The 19036-nt window shown below is 58.7% G+C and carries 13 protein-coding genes and 5 pseudogenes; 7 read left to right on the forward strand and 11 right to left on the reverse strand.

The window, feature by feature from the left end; translation table 11 throughout:
• The first annotated feature begins 336 nt into the window (after positions 1-336).
• From RPG13_RS31405 to tnpB, 3 genes are all read left to right on the forward strand, one after another.
• Positions 337-2763 (forward strand): CehA/McbA family metallohydrolase, encoded by a 2427-nt coding sequence (locus tag RPG13_RS31405; protein WP_337126813.1) that lies wholly within the window; start codon positions 337-339, stop codon positions 2761-2763.
• A gap of 267 nt (positions 2764-3030) precedes the next feature.
• Positions 3031-3384 carry an IS66-like element accessory protein TnpA gene (tnpA, locus tag RPG13_RS31410; protein ID WP_337126814.1) on the forward strand — a complete coding sequence of 118 codons (354 nt, stop codon included), beginning with the start codon at positions 3031-3033 and terminating at the stop codon, positions 3382-3384.
• A 29-nt stretch (positions 3385-3413) separates the two neighbouring features.
• The gene (tnpB, locus tag RPG13_RS31415) at positions 3414-3728 is read left to right on the forward strand and encodes an IS66 family insertion sequence element accessory protein TnpB (protein ID WP_442921374.1); all 315 of its coding nucleotides are present in this window, start codon (positions 3414-3416) and stop codon (positions 3726-3728) included.
• Between the two features lie 52 nt (positions 3729-3780).
• On the opposite strand, the gene RPG13_RS31420 is transcribed toward tnpB, so the two are convergent.
• Positions 3781-4002: a hypothetical protein gene (locus RPG13_RS31420; RefSeq protein WP_337127105.1), complete on the reverse strand. Its 222-nt coding sequence runs from the start codon at positions 4000-4002 to the stop codon at positions 3781-3783.
• Between RPG13_RS31420 and tnpC the strand changes: the two are divergent.
• Positions 3913-5323 (forward strand): annotated as a pseudogene (gene tnpC, locus RPG13_RS31425) (IS66 family transposase); the annotation flags it as partial. The gene RPG13_RS31420 and the pseudogene tnpC overlap by 90 nt on opposite strands.
• A gap of 7 nt (positions 5324-5330) precedes the next feature.
• Here tnpC and RPG13_RS31430 read toward each other — a convergent pair.
• From RPG13_RS31430 to RPG13_RS31440, 3 genes are all read right to left on the reverse strand, one after another.
• Positions 5331-6509: a hypothetical protein gene (locus tag RPG13_RS31430; protein ID WP_337126816.1), complete on the reverse strand. Its 1179-nt coding sequence runs from the start codon at positions 6507-6509 to the stop codon at positions 5331-5333.
• A 155-nt stretch (positions 6510-6664) separates the two neighbouring features.
• Positions 6665-8179 (reverse strand): ISNCY family transposase, encoded by a 1515-nt coding sequence (locus RPG13_RS31435; RefSeq protein ID WP_337126817.1) that lies wholly within the window; start codon positions 8177-8179, stop codon positions 6665-6667.
• A gap of 111 nt (positions 8180-8290) precedes the next feature.
• Complete coding sequence (locus RPG13_RS31440; RefSeq protein ID WP_337126818.1) at positions 8291-9040, reverse strand: integrase catalytic domain-containing protein; 750 nt, start codon at positions 9038-9040, stop codon at positions 8291-8293.
• 92 nt (positions 9041-9132) lie between these two features.
• Here RPG13_RS31440 and RPG13_RS31445 point away from each other — a divergent pair.
• Positions 9133-9309, forward strand: a pseudogene (locus tag RPG13_RS31445) (transposase domain-containing protein); the annotation flags it as partial.
• Between the two features lie 28 nt (positions 9310-9337).
• Here RPG13_RS31445 and RPG13_RS31450 read toward each other — a convergent pair.
• The 3 genes from RPG13_RS31450 to RPG13_RS31460 all read right to left on the reverse strand — a co-directional run bounded on the left by RPG13_RS31450 (position 9338) and on the right by RPG13_RS31460 (position 11250).
• Positions 9338-9520: a hypothetical protein gene (locus RPG13_RS31450; protein ID WP_337126819.1), complete on the reverse strand. Its 183-nt coding sequence runs from the start codon at positions 9518-9520 to the stop codon at positions 9338-9340.
• A gap of 146 nt (positions 9521-9666) precedes the next feature.
• Positions 9667-10479, reverse strand: coding sequence for an SDR family NAD(P)-dependent oxidoreductase (locus RPG13_RS31455; RefSeq protein WP_337126820.1), 813 nt, complete (start codon positions 10477-10479; stop codon positions 9667-9669).
• A gap of 9 nt (positions 10480-10488) precedes the next feature.
• Positions 10489-11250 carry an SDR family NAD(P)-dependent oxidoreductase gene (locus RPG13_RS31460; RefSeq protein ID WP_337126821.1) on the reverse strand — a complete coding sequence of 254 codons (762 nt, stop codon included), beginning with the start codon at positions 11248-11250 and terminating at the stop codon, positions 10489-10491.
• 172 nt (positions 11251-11422) lie between these two features.
• Between RPG13_RS31460 and RPG13_RS31465 the strand changes: the two are divergent.
• Positions 11423-11879, forward strand: a pseudogene (locus RPG13_RS31465) (transposase); the annotation flags it as partial.
• A gap of 240 nt (positions 11880-12119) precedes the next feature.
• On the opposite strand, the gene RPG13_RS31470 reads toward RPG13_RS31465, so the two are convergent.
• Positions 12120-13727, reverse strand: coding sequence for a carbamoyltransferase C-terminal domain-containing protein (locus RPG13_RS31470; RefSeq protein WP_337126822.1), 1608 nt, complete (start codon positions 13725-13727; stop codon positions 12120-12122).
• A 342-nt stretch (positions 13728-14069) separates the two neighbouring features.
• Positions 14070-14318 carry an O-methyltransferase gene (locus tag RPG13_RS31475; protein WP_337127086.1) on the reverse strand — a complete coding sequence of 83 codons (249 nt, stop codon included), beginning with the start codon at positions 14316-14318 and terminating at the stop codon, positions 14070-14072.
• A gap of 913 nt (positions 14319-15231) precedes the next feature.
• On the opposite strand from RPG13_RS31475, the pseudogene RPG13_RS31480 reads away from it, so the two are divergent.
• Positions 15232-16388: pseudogene (locus tag RPG13_RS31480) on the forward strand (integrase core domain-containing protein); the annotation flags it as partial.
• 28 nt (positions 16389-16416) lie between these two features.
• Here RPG13_RS31480 and RPG13_RS35035 read toward each other — a convergent pair.
• Positions 16417-16896 (reverse strand): annotated as a pseudogene (locus RPG13_RS35035) (IS3 family transposase); the annotation flags it as partial.
• A gap of 97 nt (positions 16897-16993) precedes the next feature.
• Positions 16994-18508 (reverse strand): group II intron reverse transcriptase/maturase, encoded by a 1515-nt coding sequence (gene ltrA, locus RPG13_RS31485; RefSeq protein WP_442921375.1) that lies wholly within the window; start codon positions 18506-18508, stop codon positions 16994-16996.
• Between the last annotated feature and the right edge of the window lie 528 nt (positions 18509-19036).

The raw sequence follows: 19036 nt of genomic DNA on the forward strand, positions 1-19036 counted from the left end.
CCGGGCCAACTCCAAAGTTTACAGCCGTTCGCGATGGGACAAGCTCCATAATTAAGCAGAGGTTTTCCCTTAAGGATTATGACCCGAAATGGACGCCCGATCGGACTTACCTTCATGAAAACGCCCCCTTCAGAGCACTTCAAGACACTGGGCCTAGATGACCACTTCAACGCGCGGCGTAAGGACTTGGAGGGTGGCTTCGCTAGGAGGCCGAGAGATGGCGGCTGGAGCGATTCGATGGCGGGGCTTCAATCTCTCCGGGGCATACCGTTTCTATTCGGAAACGCAGATGGGCCGGACGTTCTGATGCTCCGCCACGGTGATCCGGATACGATCGTGAGGATTGAACCAACGGCATGCAGCTACGTGATGTTCGTTCAAGCTGTCGCCGACCGTCCAGACATGGTTCCAGCCGGATTCGGCGATACCGCTTCAAATTATAACCCAAGCGCTGAATCGATTGCGGGTAACGCGGTAGGTGACTTGGTTTCCACATATTTTATCCAATATGCCGATGGCACTGAGATCGACGTACCGATCCACCGTCGGTTCGGAATCCAACAACGTCATGTATGTTGGGGGGCTAGCCCGTTCGCGGCGGTGCCCGCCCAAGGACCCCATGTCTACGCCACTCATGGCGAAGACATAGCTGTCGGGCGGAGTCCGCGCTTTGACTATGGTACGGCCGAGTCTCGTACGGAATCCGGACGTCTCTATCAGAAAGAGAATCTATGGCTTTATGCGCTGCCGAACGAGCACCCGGATAAAGAGGTGGTCGCTCTGCGTTTGCGGGCGGAATTGGAAGCCTCTCTGATTTACGCGATTAGCACAACGCAGCTTCAGGAACATCCGTTACGCCTTCAGGCCCGGAAAAAACTTAGGATGCGACTCCCTACCGGAGTGAGCCTCAACACTGTGGGGGAACTGGATACCGATGATCGCGGGGATCAAATCGGTATCGACCTAGGGACGGTCATTTCAGCCCGGCAGGTGCTCGACTATAGCGTGTCCGAATGGCTGAGCGACCTGCACGATGTCCAACCTAGAGTGTCTAGATCTGAAATCATAATCGAGTATTCCGCTCATCCAGATGCTCGAATATTTTTGCGGACGGAAGATGGCGAATTGCTGGCGCAAGAGCTTCGGTCGCTGGAAGACGCTTCTGCCGCCTTCAACCCACGCCGGTTGGAAGCGCTGCCGATCGCACCGGCCACCAAACCTGTTAAGTTTCTGATTGTCGAGAAGGGCACAAACGTTCGTGTAGCCGCGAGAATTCACGTTCATGGCCCTGATGGTGAGTATCTCCCTCCCAAAGGCCATCATCGCAAAGTCAACACTGGGTTTTTCAAGGACTCATTCGCCGAATTTGCCAACGGCTTGAACCAAAATGCGTACGTCAACGGGCAGTGTACGATTGATCTCCCATTCGGCACTGTTTTTGTTGAGATTTCGAAAGGATTCGAAATACAGTCCATACGGCGCATTGTTGAGATCGGCCAGGAAACTGAAAGCATCACCTTCGAGTTGGACAGAGTCCTTCACTGGCGCGAACGAGGATGGGTAAGTTCCGATACCCACGTTCACTTCCTGAGCCCCCAGACTGCATTGCTTGAAGGCCAAGCAGAAGGTGTGAATGTCGTCAATTTGCTTGCTAGCCAATGGGGTGAAATGTTCAGCAACGTCGGCGACTTTGACGGTCGTACGACCCTCGGCGCAAAGGATTTCGGTGGGGATGGTGAATTTCTGGTGCGTGTTGGTACCGAGAACCGCCAACAGGTTTTAGGACACATATCCCTCCTCGGATATGAGGGGCAGATGATCGATCCTCTGTGCACCGGCGGCCCGGACGAGTCAGCTATCGGAGACCCGCTTGAAACTACCATGGCGGGGTGGGCGGAACGTTGTCGCCAGCAAGGGGGCTTAGTGGTGATGCCTCACGCACCGAATCCGCAGGCAGAGCGTGCCGCAGATATCGTCCTCGGCCTGGTGGACGCGCTCGAAATCATGACTTTCAATCCGAGGCGTTGGCAGATAAGCGCTTATGCACTTGCTGACTGGTACCGATTTCTCAACATAGGCTACCACCTCCCGCTGGTAGGAGGTTCGGACAAGATGGACGCGGCTTCGCTCCTCGGAGGCATTCGAACCTATGCCAATCTAGGCGTTTTTGACTTCACCTATCAGAACTGGATGGATTGTATTCGACACGGCGACACTTTTGTTACGGTCGGCCCCCTGGTTAATGTGACAGTCGAGGGACGACGTCCAGGAGGGAAGATTTCTCTTCCAGCTGGGGGTGGAAAAGTTGAAATTCATTGGGAGATTGAGTCAGTCAGCGTTCGATCAAGAGCCGTTGAGGTAGTCAGCAATGGGCTAGTCGTCGATCAGTTTGAATACGACAGGCTGTCATTCTCCGGCCAATGCTCATTGCATGTAACGAAATCCTGCTGGGTGGCCATTCGGGTTCGTGGGAGCGTGGCCAACCGCCACACGGACATCGCAGCCCACACAAGTGCCGTATTCATCGAGGTAGGCGAACACCCTATATTTGCGACCTCTGATGCGGTAGCGGTTCTTACGCAGATTGAAGGATCAATCGCATATTTGGACACACTGGCTCCGAGGAGCAGCGAGGCGAAGCAGGCGCGTATGCGGGCTGCGCTGGAGCTTGCCCACCAGCGTTTGCACCACCAGCTCCACCACTATGGTGTGAGTCATGAACATACACCAGTTCATTCAGTTCACGTCGCGCACGAGCATTGAGTTGCGCAAATCGGATATTTGCAACAGGTCCAGCTTCCCGACTCAACATGGCTGCAGCAGTCGAGCAATCATTAGATGTTTAGATGGGGTATTCGGCTTGAGCCCTGTGCGACGGCAATGGTTAGGGATGCAGCGTTTCGAGCTGATGATAGCGTGAGAGTGTCGCCTCACAGTACGCCTCCGGCGAGGGCCGCCTTGCGCGAGCATGTTACGATAGCGAGGCTGCGCTCTTAAGGTCGTCCTTACGAGCGTAGTTAGCAGCACAGCATGAGCCATGTGACGTTATTGACCGGGCCGGAACGGCGGCGTGGTTGGAGTGAAGCGGATCAGCGCCGGATACTGGCCGCGGCATTCGCGCCCGGGGCCACAGTGGTGGCGGTGGCGCGTCAGTACGATGTCGCGACCAGCCTGATCTATAAGTGGCGCCGCACGGTCAGAGCCCGCGAGACGGGCTTTGCCGAAGTTGTCGTGGCTCCCGATGAGCCTGTCGCCGTTTCGCGACCGGCGGCATCCCCAGCGGTGATCGAGCTGGAGATCGCCGGCAAGGCGCGGTTGCGGATTCCACTGAGCACACCGCCGACACTGGCGGCGGCGATGGTGAAGGCGCTGGGTGTTTCATGATCCCGGTTCCGAGCCAGGTGCGGATCTGGTTGGCGGTCGGCCGGACCGATATGCGTCGCGGGATGCAAGGCCTCGCTCTGCAGGTTCAGGAGAGGTTCGGCCGGGACCCGCATGCCGGCGATCTTTATGTCTTCCGCGGCCGCAGCGGCAATCTGATCAAGATTATCTGGCATGATGGGCTCGGCATGTCGCTGTATGCAAAACGGCTCGAGAAGGGCCGGTTTCTATGGCTGTGGCCGGCGGACGGTACGGTTTCCATATCACCGGCGCAGCTCGCCTACCTGCTCGACGGCATCGATTGGCGCAACCCGCGTCACACGTTCCGCCCCCAGCGCGCGGGCTGAGTTTTTCTTTGAGTTTGCCATTTTTCGCGAGTCAGCGGACGCATTTTATGATTCACTCCAGGGCATGGTTGCCACCGCCCAGGATGCTGTTCCGGACGATATCGGCGCGCTGAGAGCAGCGCTGACCGCTGCGTTGGCCAGAGCCGAAGACGAGGCGGCGCGCGCTGCGCTGGTCGAGGCCGAACTGGCGGTCGCCAGGGCCAAGGCATCGGATGATGCGGCGCTGATCGCGCATCAGCATCTGACGATCCGGAAGCTGCAGCGGGCGCTGCATGGTCAGAGTTCTGAACGCTCAGCCCGCCTGCACGACCAAATGAAGCTCACCTTCGAGGAGCTCGAGAGCACGGCGACGGAAGACGAGATCGCCGCCGAACAGGCCGCGGCCCGGACCACCGAGGTGGCGCCTTATGTGCGCAAACGACCGGCGCGCCAGCCATTTCCCGAGCATCTGCCGCGCGAACGCATGGTCGAGCCGGCGCCGACAGCTTGCCACTGCTGCGGCGGTCATCGGCTGCGCAAGCTGGGTGAGGACATCACCGAGACGCTGGAGGTGGTGCCGCGGCAATGGAAGGTGACTCCAACATGTGCGGGAGAAGTTCACCTGCCGCGACTGCGAGGCGATCAGCCAGGCTCCGGCGCCGTTCCACGCCACCCCGCGCGGCTGGGCCGGTCCCGGCCTGCTGGCGATGATCCTGTTCGAGAAGTTCGGACAGCATCAGCCGCTCAACCGCCAGGCCGAACGCTATGCCCGCGAAGGTGTGCCGCTCAGCCTGTCGACGCTCGCCGACCAGGTCGGCGCCGGCGCCGCGGCGCTGATGCCGCTGTTCAAGCGGCTCGAAGCCCATGTGCTGGCCGCTTCACGTCTGCGCGGCGACGACACGACGGTGCCGGTCCTGGCCAAGGGCAAGACTGATACCGGCCGATTATGGACGTATGTGCGCGATGACCGACCGTTCGGCGGCGCCGATCCGCCGGCGGCGGTGTTCTATTATTCCCGCGATCGTCGAGGCGAACATCCCGCGGCGCATCTCGCCGGCTGGAGCGGCATTCTGCAGGCCGATGCCTTTGGCGGTTATGGCGAGCTCTATGCGACGGGTCGTCAGCCGACGCCTGTTCTGGAAGCCAGCTGTTGGGCTCATAGCCGGCGCAAAGTGTTCGAGCTGGCTGATATCGAAGCGGCGGCGCGCAAGAAGGCGCGCGGCGACAAGCCCAACCTGGTCTACCCGCTAGCGGTTGAAGCCGTGAAGCGCATCGATGCCCTGTTCGATATCGAGCGCGCGATCAACGGCCTGTCGCCGGCCCAACGCCACGCCGTGCGCCAGGAGCGGAGCGTGCCGCTGGTCACCGAGCTCGAGCGCTGGATGATCGAGACGCGCGACAAGCTCTCGCGCGGGCACGACCTGACCAAGGCCTTCAACTACATGCTGCGCCGCTGGTCATCCTTCACCCGGTTCCTCGACGATGGCCGGATCTGCCTATCCAATAATGCAGCCGAGCGAGCCCTGCGCGGCATCGCTCTCGGCAGAAAGTCCTGGCTGTTCTGCGGTTCCGATCGCGGCGGACAGCGCGCTGCCGTTGTTACCGCTTGCCTCATCGAGGACGTTACCGGCTCGCCCGGCATGCGGGGTTCAGATCAGTATATGACGGTAGGATATTTGCTTCGCCGATGAGTCGCTGCACTGCTTGTTGTCGCCATGCTCTCACTCGCTTCTGCAGCGTGTAAAGCTGTCGCAAGCTGTATCGCCCCGGGTAGCGGACCTGGAACTCGACGAGCAGTTCAAGCGCGGTCTGATCCGGGCGTTCTTCCAGGCAGTGCGTCATCTCCTCCCAATGATCCTTGAAGGTATCGGGACGTCGGCCACGCGGCTTGTCGCTGAGTAGACGATACGTCTTGGGTCCGATGACAACGCCACGCGCGCGGGCAGCCTCGCGCCAGACAGCGACGCGTCGGGCGAAGGTTTTGTATTGCTTGCGGGTGAATCGGCCTGGGAACTGGACGCACAACTCGTCGAAGAGCTGCATGGCGTTAATGTTGGGGAACTCCTCCAATCGGCGACACGCGATCGGCCAAGCCATGCGGAGCGCCTGGATCCGACCTTGGCCAGGTTCGGCGTAGACCGGCTTTGGCTTCTCCGATGTCTTCGTTGGCGGCGCTGCGGTCGCGGTTGGGATCGCCAGCTTGGGCGCGGCGGACGGACCCGCAATAGGAGCTTGTGTTGAGACCTTTTGGAGGCTTCGCAGATATAGCGGTTTTGCTTCGGTGGAGAATGTCGGACGGATTTCGCCGGCGTGCCAGGCGCTTGATAGGCTTGCCACGAATGCCGCCAGGTTAGGCGGCTCGGATGTCGTCGGGGGCGGTACTTCGCCGTCTGCCAATGCTGCCAGATGAGCCTGCACAGCACGCATCTCCTCCAGAAGCTTTAACGGATCGAGGTTGGCGGCGATTTCGCGCAACTTGCTCTTGGTAGCCATCGGGACACCCTCCGCTTGCAGGAGACGCTCACAGGGGGTTTGTGGCGGATGATAACGCTTTGTCACCTTCGCCCCGTCGCGATGTTTCGCAGCCAGCTTGAACGATGGCTGGAAGAAGTTCACGAACAACCTCGATGCGGCGTAGAGACGCGTGATCGCCCGGGCCGCCGCCAAGCCTTCGAAGCGCCGATAACCCAATAGCTTCCGCACAACGGCGCCATTTTTCTGCTCTATCCACGCTTGGTCGTTCTTGCGGTAGGGCCGCGAGCGCGTGAGTTCGATGCCGTGACCAAGGCTGCGGCGCGGCAATCAAAGTGAGAGCGCGTATTGCCTCACGTAACGATGTTCCTCGAGATTCGAGCGTTGCCTCATCCATTTTGCTCCCGGCTTGGGCTAAGGAGGCCGGGCGCGGAGATGGCCGGGGTTTCGCAGCGCCCGGCCTCCTTAGCGAGCGCCACGGCGCCTCAGTGTGGCCCTGCGATCTCCAGGATCGGCGGCTCCTTGTTCAAGGGGCCAAACAGCAACGCGTCCGCCTGTTCGCTGCGCCAGACCTTTAGCCGGCGCTGAAGCGTTCGAAGCAGTTTGTCCGGGTAATCGCCGGGATACTCGGCCTGCAGTCGTGACAGAAGTTCGCTGCCGGTTCGCCATGGTTCGGCTTCGAACCAATTTCGTAAGTCCGCAGTCGCCTTGACGAGAGGGTCAGGACGCCGCCGCCCCCTTTTGGCTTTCACAATCGGGCGATCCGTCGGCCGGATAGCTCCGTCCTTCCAAGCAGTCCGCAAACTCGCCAGGAAAAGGTCGATTGGCTGAGCTGTTCCGTCAGGGCGCATGGCCGGCGGAGTATCGGCAACCGCAGCGAGTCGCTCCTGCACGGCACGGATATCGCGCAATAGCAGGACAGGATCGAGCCCGGCGTAGATTTCCTGCAGACGGGAGCGGACTGCATCTGAGGTGCGAGGGTCGGCAACCAGACGCTGATGCGGCGTAGCTGGCGGACTATACGTCTTGCGCACACGCGCGCCGTCGCGCTGCTTCGCGATCAACTTGAACGATGGCTGAAAGAAGTTCACGAACAGCCGCGCTGACCGGTAGAGCTTCGCTAGCAGCGTGGCGGCCTCCAGCCCCTCGAACCGACGATATCCGACCATCCTACGCACCACGGCGCCATTCTTCTGCTCGACAAAGGCCTGGTCATTCTTGCGGTAGGGGCGGCAGCGCGTGAAGACGATGTTGGCGGCGGCGCAATAGGCCTTCAATGTCTCGTTCATGAAAACGGTGTCGTTGTCCGTATCCAGGCCGAGAAGCGCGAAGGGCAGTTGCTTGCGCAATTCTGTGAGCACCGTGCTCAACAGCGTCTGTTCGCGAACCAGCAGCGGCGCACATTCCGTCCAGCCGGTCGCGATGTCGGTGAGCACGAGGGTTTGGATGAAGCTGCCGCGAGCCGAAGGGCCGCTATGGGCCACGAGGTCCGCCTCAACGAAGCCTGGCGCTGGATCGTCCCAATCCGCCGACGTTCTAATGGGAATGCTCCGTCGCAGGGCCTGCGCTGCAGGCCGTCGTCGGGGACGTCCCAAGCCTTCTCGGATCGGTCCCAGCGTCCTGTCGATCGTGGCCGCGCTCATCGCCAGCAATTTGCCCCGGATTTCGGGCGCTAGGTCAAAATGACCGTGCCGTTCCATCGCCTCGAGAAGGATGGGCAGCAACGCTTTCAGCCGCTTGCCGCAGACGCGGTCGGACGCCTCCCAGAGCAATATGAGCGCATTGCGTTCCGCTTCATCATAAATCCGCGGCCGCGCTCGCCGGCCTGCAAACGGCCCCTCACGGCGTCGTAGCAGCCGCATCGCGTGCTTGCGGTGAAAGCCCGTGACGACGACGAACTCATCCAAAATTCTCGCCTTCTCCGCTCGCGTCGAAGCACGATAGCGCTCTGAAACCGCCGTCGTCAGTTCTTTCCTTGTCGCCATGCTCAGCCGTCCCATAGTCGCCCCTGCTCTTACCCCTCGGTAGGGAGCAACTTATGTGAGGCAACGGTTGAACATTCAGGAACATTTTCGACGAGGCAATGCGCACCTCTCTCCCAGATTGTCGCGCTATGCAAGGCAATATTCGATCAGCTTGTTGTTGACGAACTCGCTGCCGTTGTCCACGTCGAGGGCCTTCAGAGCGAAGGGTAGGCCCGCGCGAATACGATCGAACGTTTCAACTACGAGAGTGCCTTCTCGAACGACGATGGGCGCAGCCTCCGTCCATCCGCTGGCGATATCGGTCAGAACCAGACTGTGAACGTAGCTGCCGCGATTGATCTCCCCGCAATGAGCCACCAGGTCCATTTCCATGCTGCCGGGAAGCGGCTCGTTCCAATCAGCAAAGGTGCGCATTTTGATGCGCCGTCGCGGCTCTGGCACAACTCTCGGCTTTTTCGCACGGCCCGTGCGTCTCGGCATCTGGAGCAAGCGGTCGATCGTGGCGGCGCTCATCGACAGGACCTTGTCGCGTAACTCCTCCTCGAGCTTCAAATGCCCATTCCGTTCCAACGCAGACAGGAGAATGGGCAGCAAAGCCTTCAGGCGTTTGCCGCAAACTCGATCAGACGCTTCCCACAGCACGATCAAGGCGCCTCGAACGGCGTGATCATAGATCGAGGGCCTTTGACGAGACTGCCGACGCTTCAGCTCCGACGAGCTGTTCAGGACACGGATCGCTGATTTTTCGTGATATCCTGTCGCCGCGATGAATTCCTCCAAGATCCGGCGTTTGTCCTTGTTCGTTGCGGCCGCGTAGCGATCCCTGACTATATTGGCGAGCTCCTTGCGCATGGCATGCGTCATCTTCGTCTTCATGATCCCTCCCTCATGGCAAGGGCATCATGCCGGAATGTGACTTCGCGGGTAACATTTCAGGTGAGGCAACGAAGCCGATCGGTAACAAGTTTCGTGAGGCAATGCGACACAGCCTGATCGTCAGCACCGAGGTGAACGATATCGACCCGCAGGCCTGGCTCGCCGACGTCCTCGCCCGACTGCCCGCCTATCCGGCCCATCGGATCGATGATTTGCTGCCATGGAATTGGAGATCCGCAAAACTTCGGCCCCAACCAGCTGCGGCCTGATCATGCAGCGCAATAAGGTGCATCACGTCTACACCGTCGAACCTGTCACCAGGGACCTCGCGTCAGCGAAGCGCTCATCCAGGAACTGACCCTCGGTCTCGAGCCCGAGGACGGCGTCATCTGGGTGTACGGCGCCAATGATGACGACGGGATCTTGGCCTTCACCGATGAAGGCATCGAGGAGGTCAAACTCCTCCTCGAAGAATATCATCGCGTCTCCCCATCGAAAGCTTGACCCAGCACCGCGGTGCTCAGGTGCTCATGGCCGCCGGATAGCCTCACAAGCATCAGGAAAGGAAGGCTTTCAGCCGGGCGACAGCCGCTATCGCAACCCGTTCGAAGTCGCCCAACGCACCACTAGGGCTTCGGCTTCGTAAGCTTGGCCCGATACTCCTCGTCCAAGATGGATGGGAGGGATATCTTCTTGGTTCGGGCCCCGTCCACGCTAACCATTTCACCGCTAACGAAGCTGGATTCCTCGCTCGCGAGCCATAGGACCGCATTGGCTATATCCTTTGGAGTGCCGATCCTTCCTACAGGGTGAAGTTGTGACAATTCCTGCTCGACCAAGTCTCGATCAGGGTGGAGCTCGACGTAGGCGCGATTCAGGTCGGTATCGATCCAGCCGGGGCACACAGTATTGCAGCGTATACCATCGGGCCCAAGGTCAACTGCCAAGCCCAGCGTGAGACCATGCACGCCGGCCTTTGTGGCGGCATAGGCCGTATGCCAAGGGTTGACTATAAAGCCCTCGACCGACCCAATGTTGACGATCGCGCCCACGCCGATCCGTCTCATTTCCGGGGCCACATACTTGGCCATTAGGAACGGACCGCGTAGGTTGACCACCATAAGTCGGTCCCAATCCTCAACGGTCTGCTCGTCGATGGACTTATGCACGACAATACCAGCGTTGTTGACCAGTACGTCGATCCTGCCAAATTTCTGAAGGACTCCGTCTACGAATGCGCGAACTGACGCCTCCTTCGTGACGTCAAGAGACATAAACGAGAGCCTCTCGACGCTGCTGACAGGAGGGGAGCGCTCGTCGATCAAATCGCCGACGACAACCATCGCCTCTTCATCAGCGAGCCTCTCGGCAATCGCCCGCCCTATGCCTCGATTGCCGCCGGTAACGACGGCGACTTTACCTGATAGCCGATTCCCCAAAAATTCCTCCTATCCTGCCGTGAAGCCGCCATCTATTGGAACGGCAACGCCCGTGATGTGCCTGGCTTCCTCGCTCGCGAGGAACAACGTCAAGCTCGCAATTTCTTTCGGAGTCGCCACGCGGCCCTGGGGTATTGAATCAACGTTCCTTTGAAGGACCGCGTTCACGTTAACTGGCTTGCTATGTGCCGACACAAGCATGGGCGTATCGACCGCGCCAGGGCAGACGGCGTTGATGCTGATTTGTTCTTTGGCGTGATCAAGGGCCATGGCGCGTGTCAACAGAACGACCGCGCCCTTCGACGCACAATAGGCAGCCAGATTGGAACAGCCAACCAACCCCACATTCGAGGCTATGTTGACAATGCTGCCGCCGTCGGTCCTCCTCATAGACTGCACCGCGGCGCGGCTAAAGTAGAACACACCGTTGAGATTGGCGTCGAATGTCTGACGCCAATCGTCATCCGTCGTATCGACGGCGCTTCCACGCCGGATGATGCCTGCGCTGTTGATCAAGACGCTGACCTTTCCGAACCGCTCTACGGTAGAATTAATTACCTGGTCGGCGAAGGCCGAGTCAGCCACATCGCCTAGCATCAATTCGGCCTGACAATTGAGTTTGTGAACCGCCTCCAAGGCTCGTTGGCCCCGCTCTCGATCGCGGCCGACCAATACGACTGACGCCCTTGTCGCAGCGAAGGCCTCCACGATGGCCTTCCCTATCCCCGACGTAGCGCCAGTAACGATAACAACCTTCTTCGAGTGTCTCATGGTGGTGATTGCCCGGTAAAGTGATGTGGCCTTGGAGGTATCTCCGCGGCAGTGTTTAGTGATCTAGGCCCGCATACCGCGAGTTCGCAAGCGTCCAAAAGGTCATGCGGCGTACAAGCTAAAGTCATGGCCTGCCTTGAATAGGTGGCCTATTCACTATCATTGTGGACGTGATCATGCCGGCTTGGTCACGGCGATCCGCGAGGTGATTCCCGGAGCAGCCTAGCAACGCTGCTATGTACACTTCCTCGGGAACGCACTCGATCATCTGCCGAGGAAGCACGCCGACGATTGCCTGCCGGGATGCGCTGGCTCTATGACCGGCGTGAACTCGCCAAGGCCGATCTCGCCGCATGGCTTGTGTCCCCTCGCTATCCGCGGCTGACTGCCTGGGTGGAGGAGACCATCGACAACACGCTTCCGCCTGCCGAGCCAGCACCATAAGCATCTGAAATCCACCAACATGCTGGAGCGCCACGACGAAGAAATCAGGCGCCGCGCATACGTCGTGCGCATCTTCGCCAGCGCCGAAAGCTGTCTGGTCAGGGCGTTTATCGAAACCAACGAAAACTGGATGGAGGCCAACGATCTGCGCGAGCACAAGGATCGCTCTACGCCAAACCGCATGACCAGCACTATGGTCGCCCGATTTGCAGAACTTGACGCATACAATCCTTGCGCCCACGGCACCTCCCATGCGCTCTTGCAACTGGCGCAGCCGGGCCGAGGTGCTCATCCGCATAACTAAACCAGCAAGTCCTTCGTCAAACCACGCATCTACGGGTTTCGTCCATGCACCTGACGCTCCGCGATTAGATGCCAGATAGGGAATCACACGAACTTCAACCAGCGCAAAAGATGTGGGTAATTTAAAGCACCGGCGGACGGATATTTTCTCCGCTAAGCGGTCCTTTCTGTCCACTCGACGCCGTAACGGGGGCCTCCTTGAGGAGATAAAAAGCATCATCGATCACGACTCCATCGAGGCCCGCTGCCCGGGCATAAGCTAGCAAGTCGCTTGCACGATTGATGAAGCCCGCACCGTTGAAGTTCAGCGATGTGTTGCAAAGAACGCCGATTCCGCTTTTCGCCTTGAACGCGGTAAGCAGTTGAAAGAGGTGCGGGTTCTGCTCCTGCGAAACAGTCTGGGCCCGCGCTGTGCCGTCAACATGGGTGACGGCTTCCAACCGGCTATCGAGAACCTTCTGGAAAAGAAGCATATAGGGCGAAGGCCGTGCCAAGTCGAAGTGGAGCGCGAGGTCCTGCTCCAGGCAAACCGGCGCAATCGGGCGGAAACCCTCCCGGTTTTTGATGCGGTTTAGCCGCTCATGGGTTGTCTTTGAGAAAGGCGCCGCGAGAATTGACCGGTTACCGAGCGCCCGTGGCCCGATTTCGCAATTCCCCTGTACCCAGCCGATCACCTTGTCGTCGAGCAACGCCGAAGCCACTTGGCCGTAGTCGAGTGGATGGACCTCGAGTCCGGTCCGGTCGATCTCGTCAAGAACGAAAGGCTGGCCTGAATAGACGTTCCACTTGATCTTTGCATTGCCGGTGAAATGCCGCATAGCGTCGACCGCGGTTCCGATAGCCGAGCCTGAATCGTTAGCGCATGGTGGAATAAAAACGTCGGAGAAAAGATTCGTTTCGAGCCATCTGCGGTTCCACTCACAATTTAATCCGCACCCGCCGGAAATCAGCAGCGGGTAACCCTTTGTCAGGTTCTTTTTCGCAAAAGTGTGGAACGAATCGAAGATGGCGTCCGAAACTCGCCTGGCGAGGTTGGTAAACTTCTGATGGGTTACGCCGATGTTGTAGTAGGGCGAATTCCGCAGATCCTCCTTAGACAAAGGGTACAGATCGCTTGGAAGCAGGAAGTCGATTAGCGCCCGCTCGTCCCGGTCAGGCGATCCGGTCTGCCCATAGGCGCAAAGCGCCATTACCTTGCCTGCGTCTTCGATACGCGTTCCTTTGGGCAAGGTGAATGTCGGATCGGCGAGCCCATAAAGGAACGCATATTTCTCACCAGGATTCGCCATCACTTTTCCCCGATGCACGACCTGCAGGTACTCATCGATTTCATAGAAATCGCCGCACCACCCTTCCCAGATCAGCGCGTAACAGGGCATCCGGGCGGGGAATGGCGACATACCGTAGGAGCCCCAGAGATGGGAGCGCTCGTGCGTCGAGGAATAAAAATGCACCTTGCGGCCGAAAATGGTCCTCTCGCCGACAAGCTCCGATCCCTGAGCTATGCCGTAGTATCCTACTGGGTCGTGGCCGAATCCTGTGTGCCACCCACCGACGGCAATGATATCCGGAATGGCGTCCAGGCGCCCAGCGGCTTCGAGAATAGTCGTCGGGTTAATGGTCGAATATCTGGGAAAGCTATCCTTCTCAGCCTCGAATGAATAAATCAGCTCGGCTGCTGATATGTCCAACGCTGCAATTGTGCCATCATGGCCCGGTTTGAACGACATTACTCTCATGTTTCTATTACTCCCTGGACGCAATGCCGCTTGTCTGCGCGAAATTCTTTAATCCCGCTCAGCAATTCTGTTATTTCGCTGCGACAGAACAAATCAGCTGCATGCACGCCGCATCGAAAGCTCTAAGCCCCAACCTATAGGCAGGACGATCGACTCGATGCCCTTCCTCAGGCGGACGTGTTGGCGGTAACTCTCACCAGCGACCGGATCCGTTGTCGGCGATGACGTAAGTCAGCGGAGCGAGCTTTGGATTAGGTGCGTCAAACACTGGAATATAATAACTATTCCAGAGATCGATCAGATAGAACTCGATTTCTCCGTCTAAGCCCTCGATCACTTCAATTGCATCTTCCGAACGGAAACAACATGGCCCTCCAGTCCGGCTCGTCTCAGCATGTCGTTCGCTAAGACTTGCTTTTCCGCATCAAAATCGCAAGTCTTTACGATCCCGCTATTCGCGCGCGCTGCCTCGGCAAGGTAGATTGTCGAATAGCCATAGGACGTCCCAAGCTCAAGAATGGAGCGCAGCTTTAAGCCCTTAAGAAGGAAATTCATCAATTGGCCAGAATCGGGTTCAGCCAGACGTCAAACGGCCTGCGGAGCATCCGGCATAGAAAGCAGCGCATCGGACTCACATCGATAACCTTCCTCATGTTCGGCTACTATGATATTCTTTCGAAATGGACTTTTATGCTCCGAAATACGCAATTGATTATACAGCGAACGTGATTATACAGCGAACGAGAAACTGGTAAATACACTTATTCGAAATTTTTGCTAATACTTGTGAAGAACCATTGTAACATATGGGTAGGGCGAGTTGGATGCCATTGCAGCGGAGGTCGTCGGCCTCGGTCCTTGCTGCGCGATTCTGGTACAATTTTGTTACCGGCCTCGCGTGGGCCGAGACGATCCGTGCGTTGCGATCGATAATTCCTGCCGAAGCAAGGTCTATGTGGCGATACGGACCGGTCGGCTTTAGAAAAGGTCCGGACGGCCTGATAGCGCTTGTGCGCGACACGGGCGCTAATCCGTTCTTATTTGTCTGACTTCGATATGTGGCGGCGTGCGCCAGAAGTTTTTCATCCAGCCATGCACCTATTCTCAGATGCGCTCCAACAATCGCGGTCCGGCATCTTTGGATGGAAATGAGCGGCGTGGGTGCCGGAAACATCCGCCTTGTCAGTCCAGCATGTAGGCGGCGACGTTGCGATGGGTAGTGGCGACATGCGCACGCCCTAGCCATGCCTGGATGGTCAGAAGGTCCACCCGGACTGCAGCAGTATCATCGCAAGGGAGCGGCGATGAAAGACATGGGTGAGATGGATTTGCGGGCCAGACCGGGCCTGTTTACCACGGCCGCGGCGACGGCTTGATGCAGATGTGCGTTGCACCGAAACGTGTCAGAACATGCATACCGACGAAGAGCGACGTGTCAACAGGGCGATCGACACCTCTCTCGCTCATCGGTGCCTTCAACGCATTTGACGAAACCATCCGGAATCGGCAGATTGTGTTGGCCCGTCTTCTGGACGGCGAAGGCATGAGCGATGTGTGCCGGGAGTTCGGGATTTCGCACAAGACCGGCTACAAGATCTTCAACCGCTACAAGGATGATGGCCTGGAGGCGCTCACCGACCGCTCGCGGCGGCCGGTGCGCTACGCCAACCAACTGCCCGATCAGATCGATCGGACGATCGTGGCAACCAAGAAGGACAAGCCGCACTGGGGCGCCAGGAAGATCAGGAAGCTGCTGATCAGGAGGCTCGCCGGCGATGTCCGCATACGCTCGAAGAGCGCGGTGCATGCCGTGCTCGATCGTCACGGCCTTGTGAAGCGCGCCCGTCAGCGGCGGCGCTTCACGGCCGAGGGCACGCAACTATCACAGGCGGCAGTGCCCAACGCGTTGTGGTGCACGGACTTTAAAGGCGAGTTCCGGCTGGGCGATGGTCGTTATTGTTACCCCCTGACGGTCACCGACCCGGCCTCGCGCTACCTGCTCGCCTGCGAAGCGCTCGAATCGACGAAGGAAGGCACGGTCATCGGGGCTTTCATCCGCCTGTTCAGGGAACGCGGCCTGCCTGCCGCCATCAGGAGCGACAACGGCCTGCCTTTCGCTTCGCCCAACGGCCTCTACAACCTGTCCAGGCTGTCGGTCTTCTGGCTCAGGCTCGGCATCACCATTGAGCGCATCAGGCCCGGCCACCCCAGCAGAACGGCCGTCACGAGCGCATGCATTTGACGCTGAAGAAGGAAACGACCCGGCCGGCGGGCTCAAACATCCTGCAGCAGCAGGCGAGGTCCGAGGCTTTCGTCAACGAGTTCAATGAGGAAAGACCGCACGAAGCGCTCGCCATGAAGGCGCCGGCCGAAATCTACACGCCCTCTTCAAGAGCCTATGAAGGCCTGCCGGAGGTGGAATACCCCTTTCACGATCGCGACGCACTCGTCACCGCCTGCGGCCGCATCTGCATGCACAGGAAGAAGATCAACGTCTCCACCGTGCTCGCCGGACAAAGGCTCGGGATCACCGAGGTCGACGACGGTATTTGGCTGTTGAGCTTCATGCACTACGATCTCGGATACATCGACCTGGAGCAGAGGACATTGCAACCAATCGACAACCCGTTCGGCACGAGGTTGTCACCTATTGAAGTGCACCCCTCGGGTGAGACAGAGATCAGTAACAGTTCTCCGTTTCTGAGATTGCCGCAGGGGCTTCCCACCGCAATCGCATTAGGCCGGATTCATATTCATCCGGGGATTGATAATCGATCGCCGAATGTAGGCGCTGCTTGTTGTACACGGCGTCGATGAATTCGCCGATCCTGTTCCTTGCATCGTCGATGTCGCGATAGGCTCTGCCGTCGGCTTCCTCCTCCTTCAGCGTTCGCATGAAGCGCTCGGCTTTGGCATTGTCGTAGGGATTGCCTACCCGGCTCATGCTCGGCTGGATGTCGTGTGCCGCAAGTCGTGCGGCGTACTCGGCACAGGCATATTGCACGCCGCGATCGCTGTGATGGATGATGGATCCCGGTGCCGGCCTGCGCGCCGCAATCGCTTGGTCGAGCGCCTCGATCGCCAGTTCAGCCCTGAGATGGATCGCCAGTGCCCAACCGATGACTTTGCGGCTGAAAGCATCGAGCACGACAGCCAGATAGGCGAACTCCTCGGCGAGGTGGAGTGGAGTAAGAAGCGCTGCTGCGCTTCTCCTCCCCGAACCGTACGTGCACCTTTCAGCGCATACGGCTCTCTATTCAATTTTGGCCCATGGCCATAGCAACATCATGATAGTTTGAGGTGACGGTGCTGCGAGATTCGCTCCGGAAGATGTATGGATTGATCTCCGGGTTCCGCCATCGGAACTGCGCCTTGGGACTCGATACCATTCGGCGCAGCGCTTTGCCGACACGGTTTCCGCGTTCACTTCGTCCGTAGACGAGCCAGGTTTTTGCCTTGCCCGCATCCGGCGCTCGATACCAGCTCCGCATCAAGGGCTTGATGCGTGACCGATATTTTCGCGCCAGCCAGTGCGCCAGTTTCCAGAACACGACATGGTCGATGTGCCGGAAGGTGCGTGCTGTGAAGTCGGTGAACTTGTAGAAGGCCGCCCATCCCGCCAGTTGGCGGTTCAGGCGGTCCACCATGTCGACCTTGCCAACATCATGATTGCCGGAAAGGGTCTCGGTCAGTTTGCGAACAAACGCCTTGGCCTTTTCCTTGGGTATCGTCGTGACGACGGACATGTGCCCGTTCGACCCTCGCTTGCGAATGATCCGATGCCCCAGAAAGACGAACCCGTCATCGACGTGGGTGATATGGGTCTTTTCCATATTCAACGTCAGCTTCAGGCGGTCTTCCAGAAAGGCCCGGCATTCCTCGCGGATTTCCTCGGCATGGGCCTTCGTCCCTTTGACGATGACGACGAAGTCATCGGCATAGCGACAATAGGCAATCGCAGGTTTCCATTGCCGGTTCTCTCGAACCGTTATGGGGCGTCCCTGCTGAATGCTGAAGTTCCATGCCCAGCGATCCTTGCGGGCTTTCCGGTTCAGGTATTTCGCCTCCAGCCACGCATCAAACTCGTGGAGCATGATGTTGGACAGGAGCGGCGACAACACGCCGCCTTGCGGAACACCCTCGCTGGACGCCGTAAACAGACCACGATCGATGTGGCCCGCCTTCAGGATTCGCCAGAGTAGATCAACAAACCGTCCGTCCTGCACCCGTCGTCGCACGCATCGCAGAAGCAACCGGTGATGAACGGTGTCGAAGTAGCTTGCCAGATCACCTTCGATGATCCAGCGGCCCCTCGTCGTATCCGTGCCATCCTGAAGCTGCAACTTCACGGTACGAACGGCATGGTGCACGCTGCGTTCCGGCCGGAAGCCATAGGACAGGCGATGGAAGTCGCTTTCCCAGATCGGCTCCATGGCCATCAGCATGGCGCGCTGGACAATGCGGTCTGTCAGGGTCGGTATACCCAGTGGTCGTAGCTTGCCATTGGCCTTCGGGATATAGATCCGCTTGACCGGCTTCGGGCGATAGGTGCCCTTCAGCAGGTTCGTCCGCAGGTCGACCAGATGGCGATCCAGCCCGGCCTGCATGCGTTGCTTATCCATTCCGTCAATGCCCGGCGTCCGGGCGCCACTTGACGCCAGAACGATCCGGGCGGCCTCGGCAAGCCATTCCCGATCGGCAATGAGCCGAAGAAGACGATCGAACCGCCGGTTCGGATCGCTTTCAGCCCATGTTGCGAGCTTGTGCTGCATTTCGCTGATTCTCAAAGGTCTTCACCTCGTTTGGTCAGGTAATTTGCACTCCAAGCAGATTGAACTGTTCCCCTTCGCCATGTGGCAGGCTTTCCCTGCCGCGGACTACTACGGGAACTCCGCCAGCATGATGGACATCAGGGTCAACTCCCTTGCGACGCAGAACATCGTGGGCATTCCATCATGCCTTCCCTCGTTCATATGCTGGACATTCCACGCACTGGGGAGGTTGCCGGTCGCAGTCCTTGTCCTTGCGTCCCGCAAGTCGATGCCGCTGCCATGGTCTGGCTGTGTTCTCCCATGGCTCCCTGCAGGCGACCTACATGTACGCCCACATTCGGATGCCGCCGACATACGTCTCCGGCGACCTCATCAGCATTTCGCCTGTTAAGCCGTGTAGGCGAAGGCGACATTTCAGCCCTCGGATGCGGATTAACCGGTTCGTGTTCCTCAACCTTCCAGTGCTACAGCCTCGGGAACCATCTCGGCGTAACGGCTTCGCCTCAATTCCCTTTACCTGCGGGCTAC

The organism is Mesorhizobium sp. ISC15, assembly GCF_037162615.1.
GTDB classification, from domain to species: domain Bacteria; phylum Pseudomonadota; class Alphaproteobacteria; order Rhizobiales; family Rhizobiaceae; genus Mesorhizobium; species Mesorhizobium mediterraneum.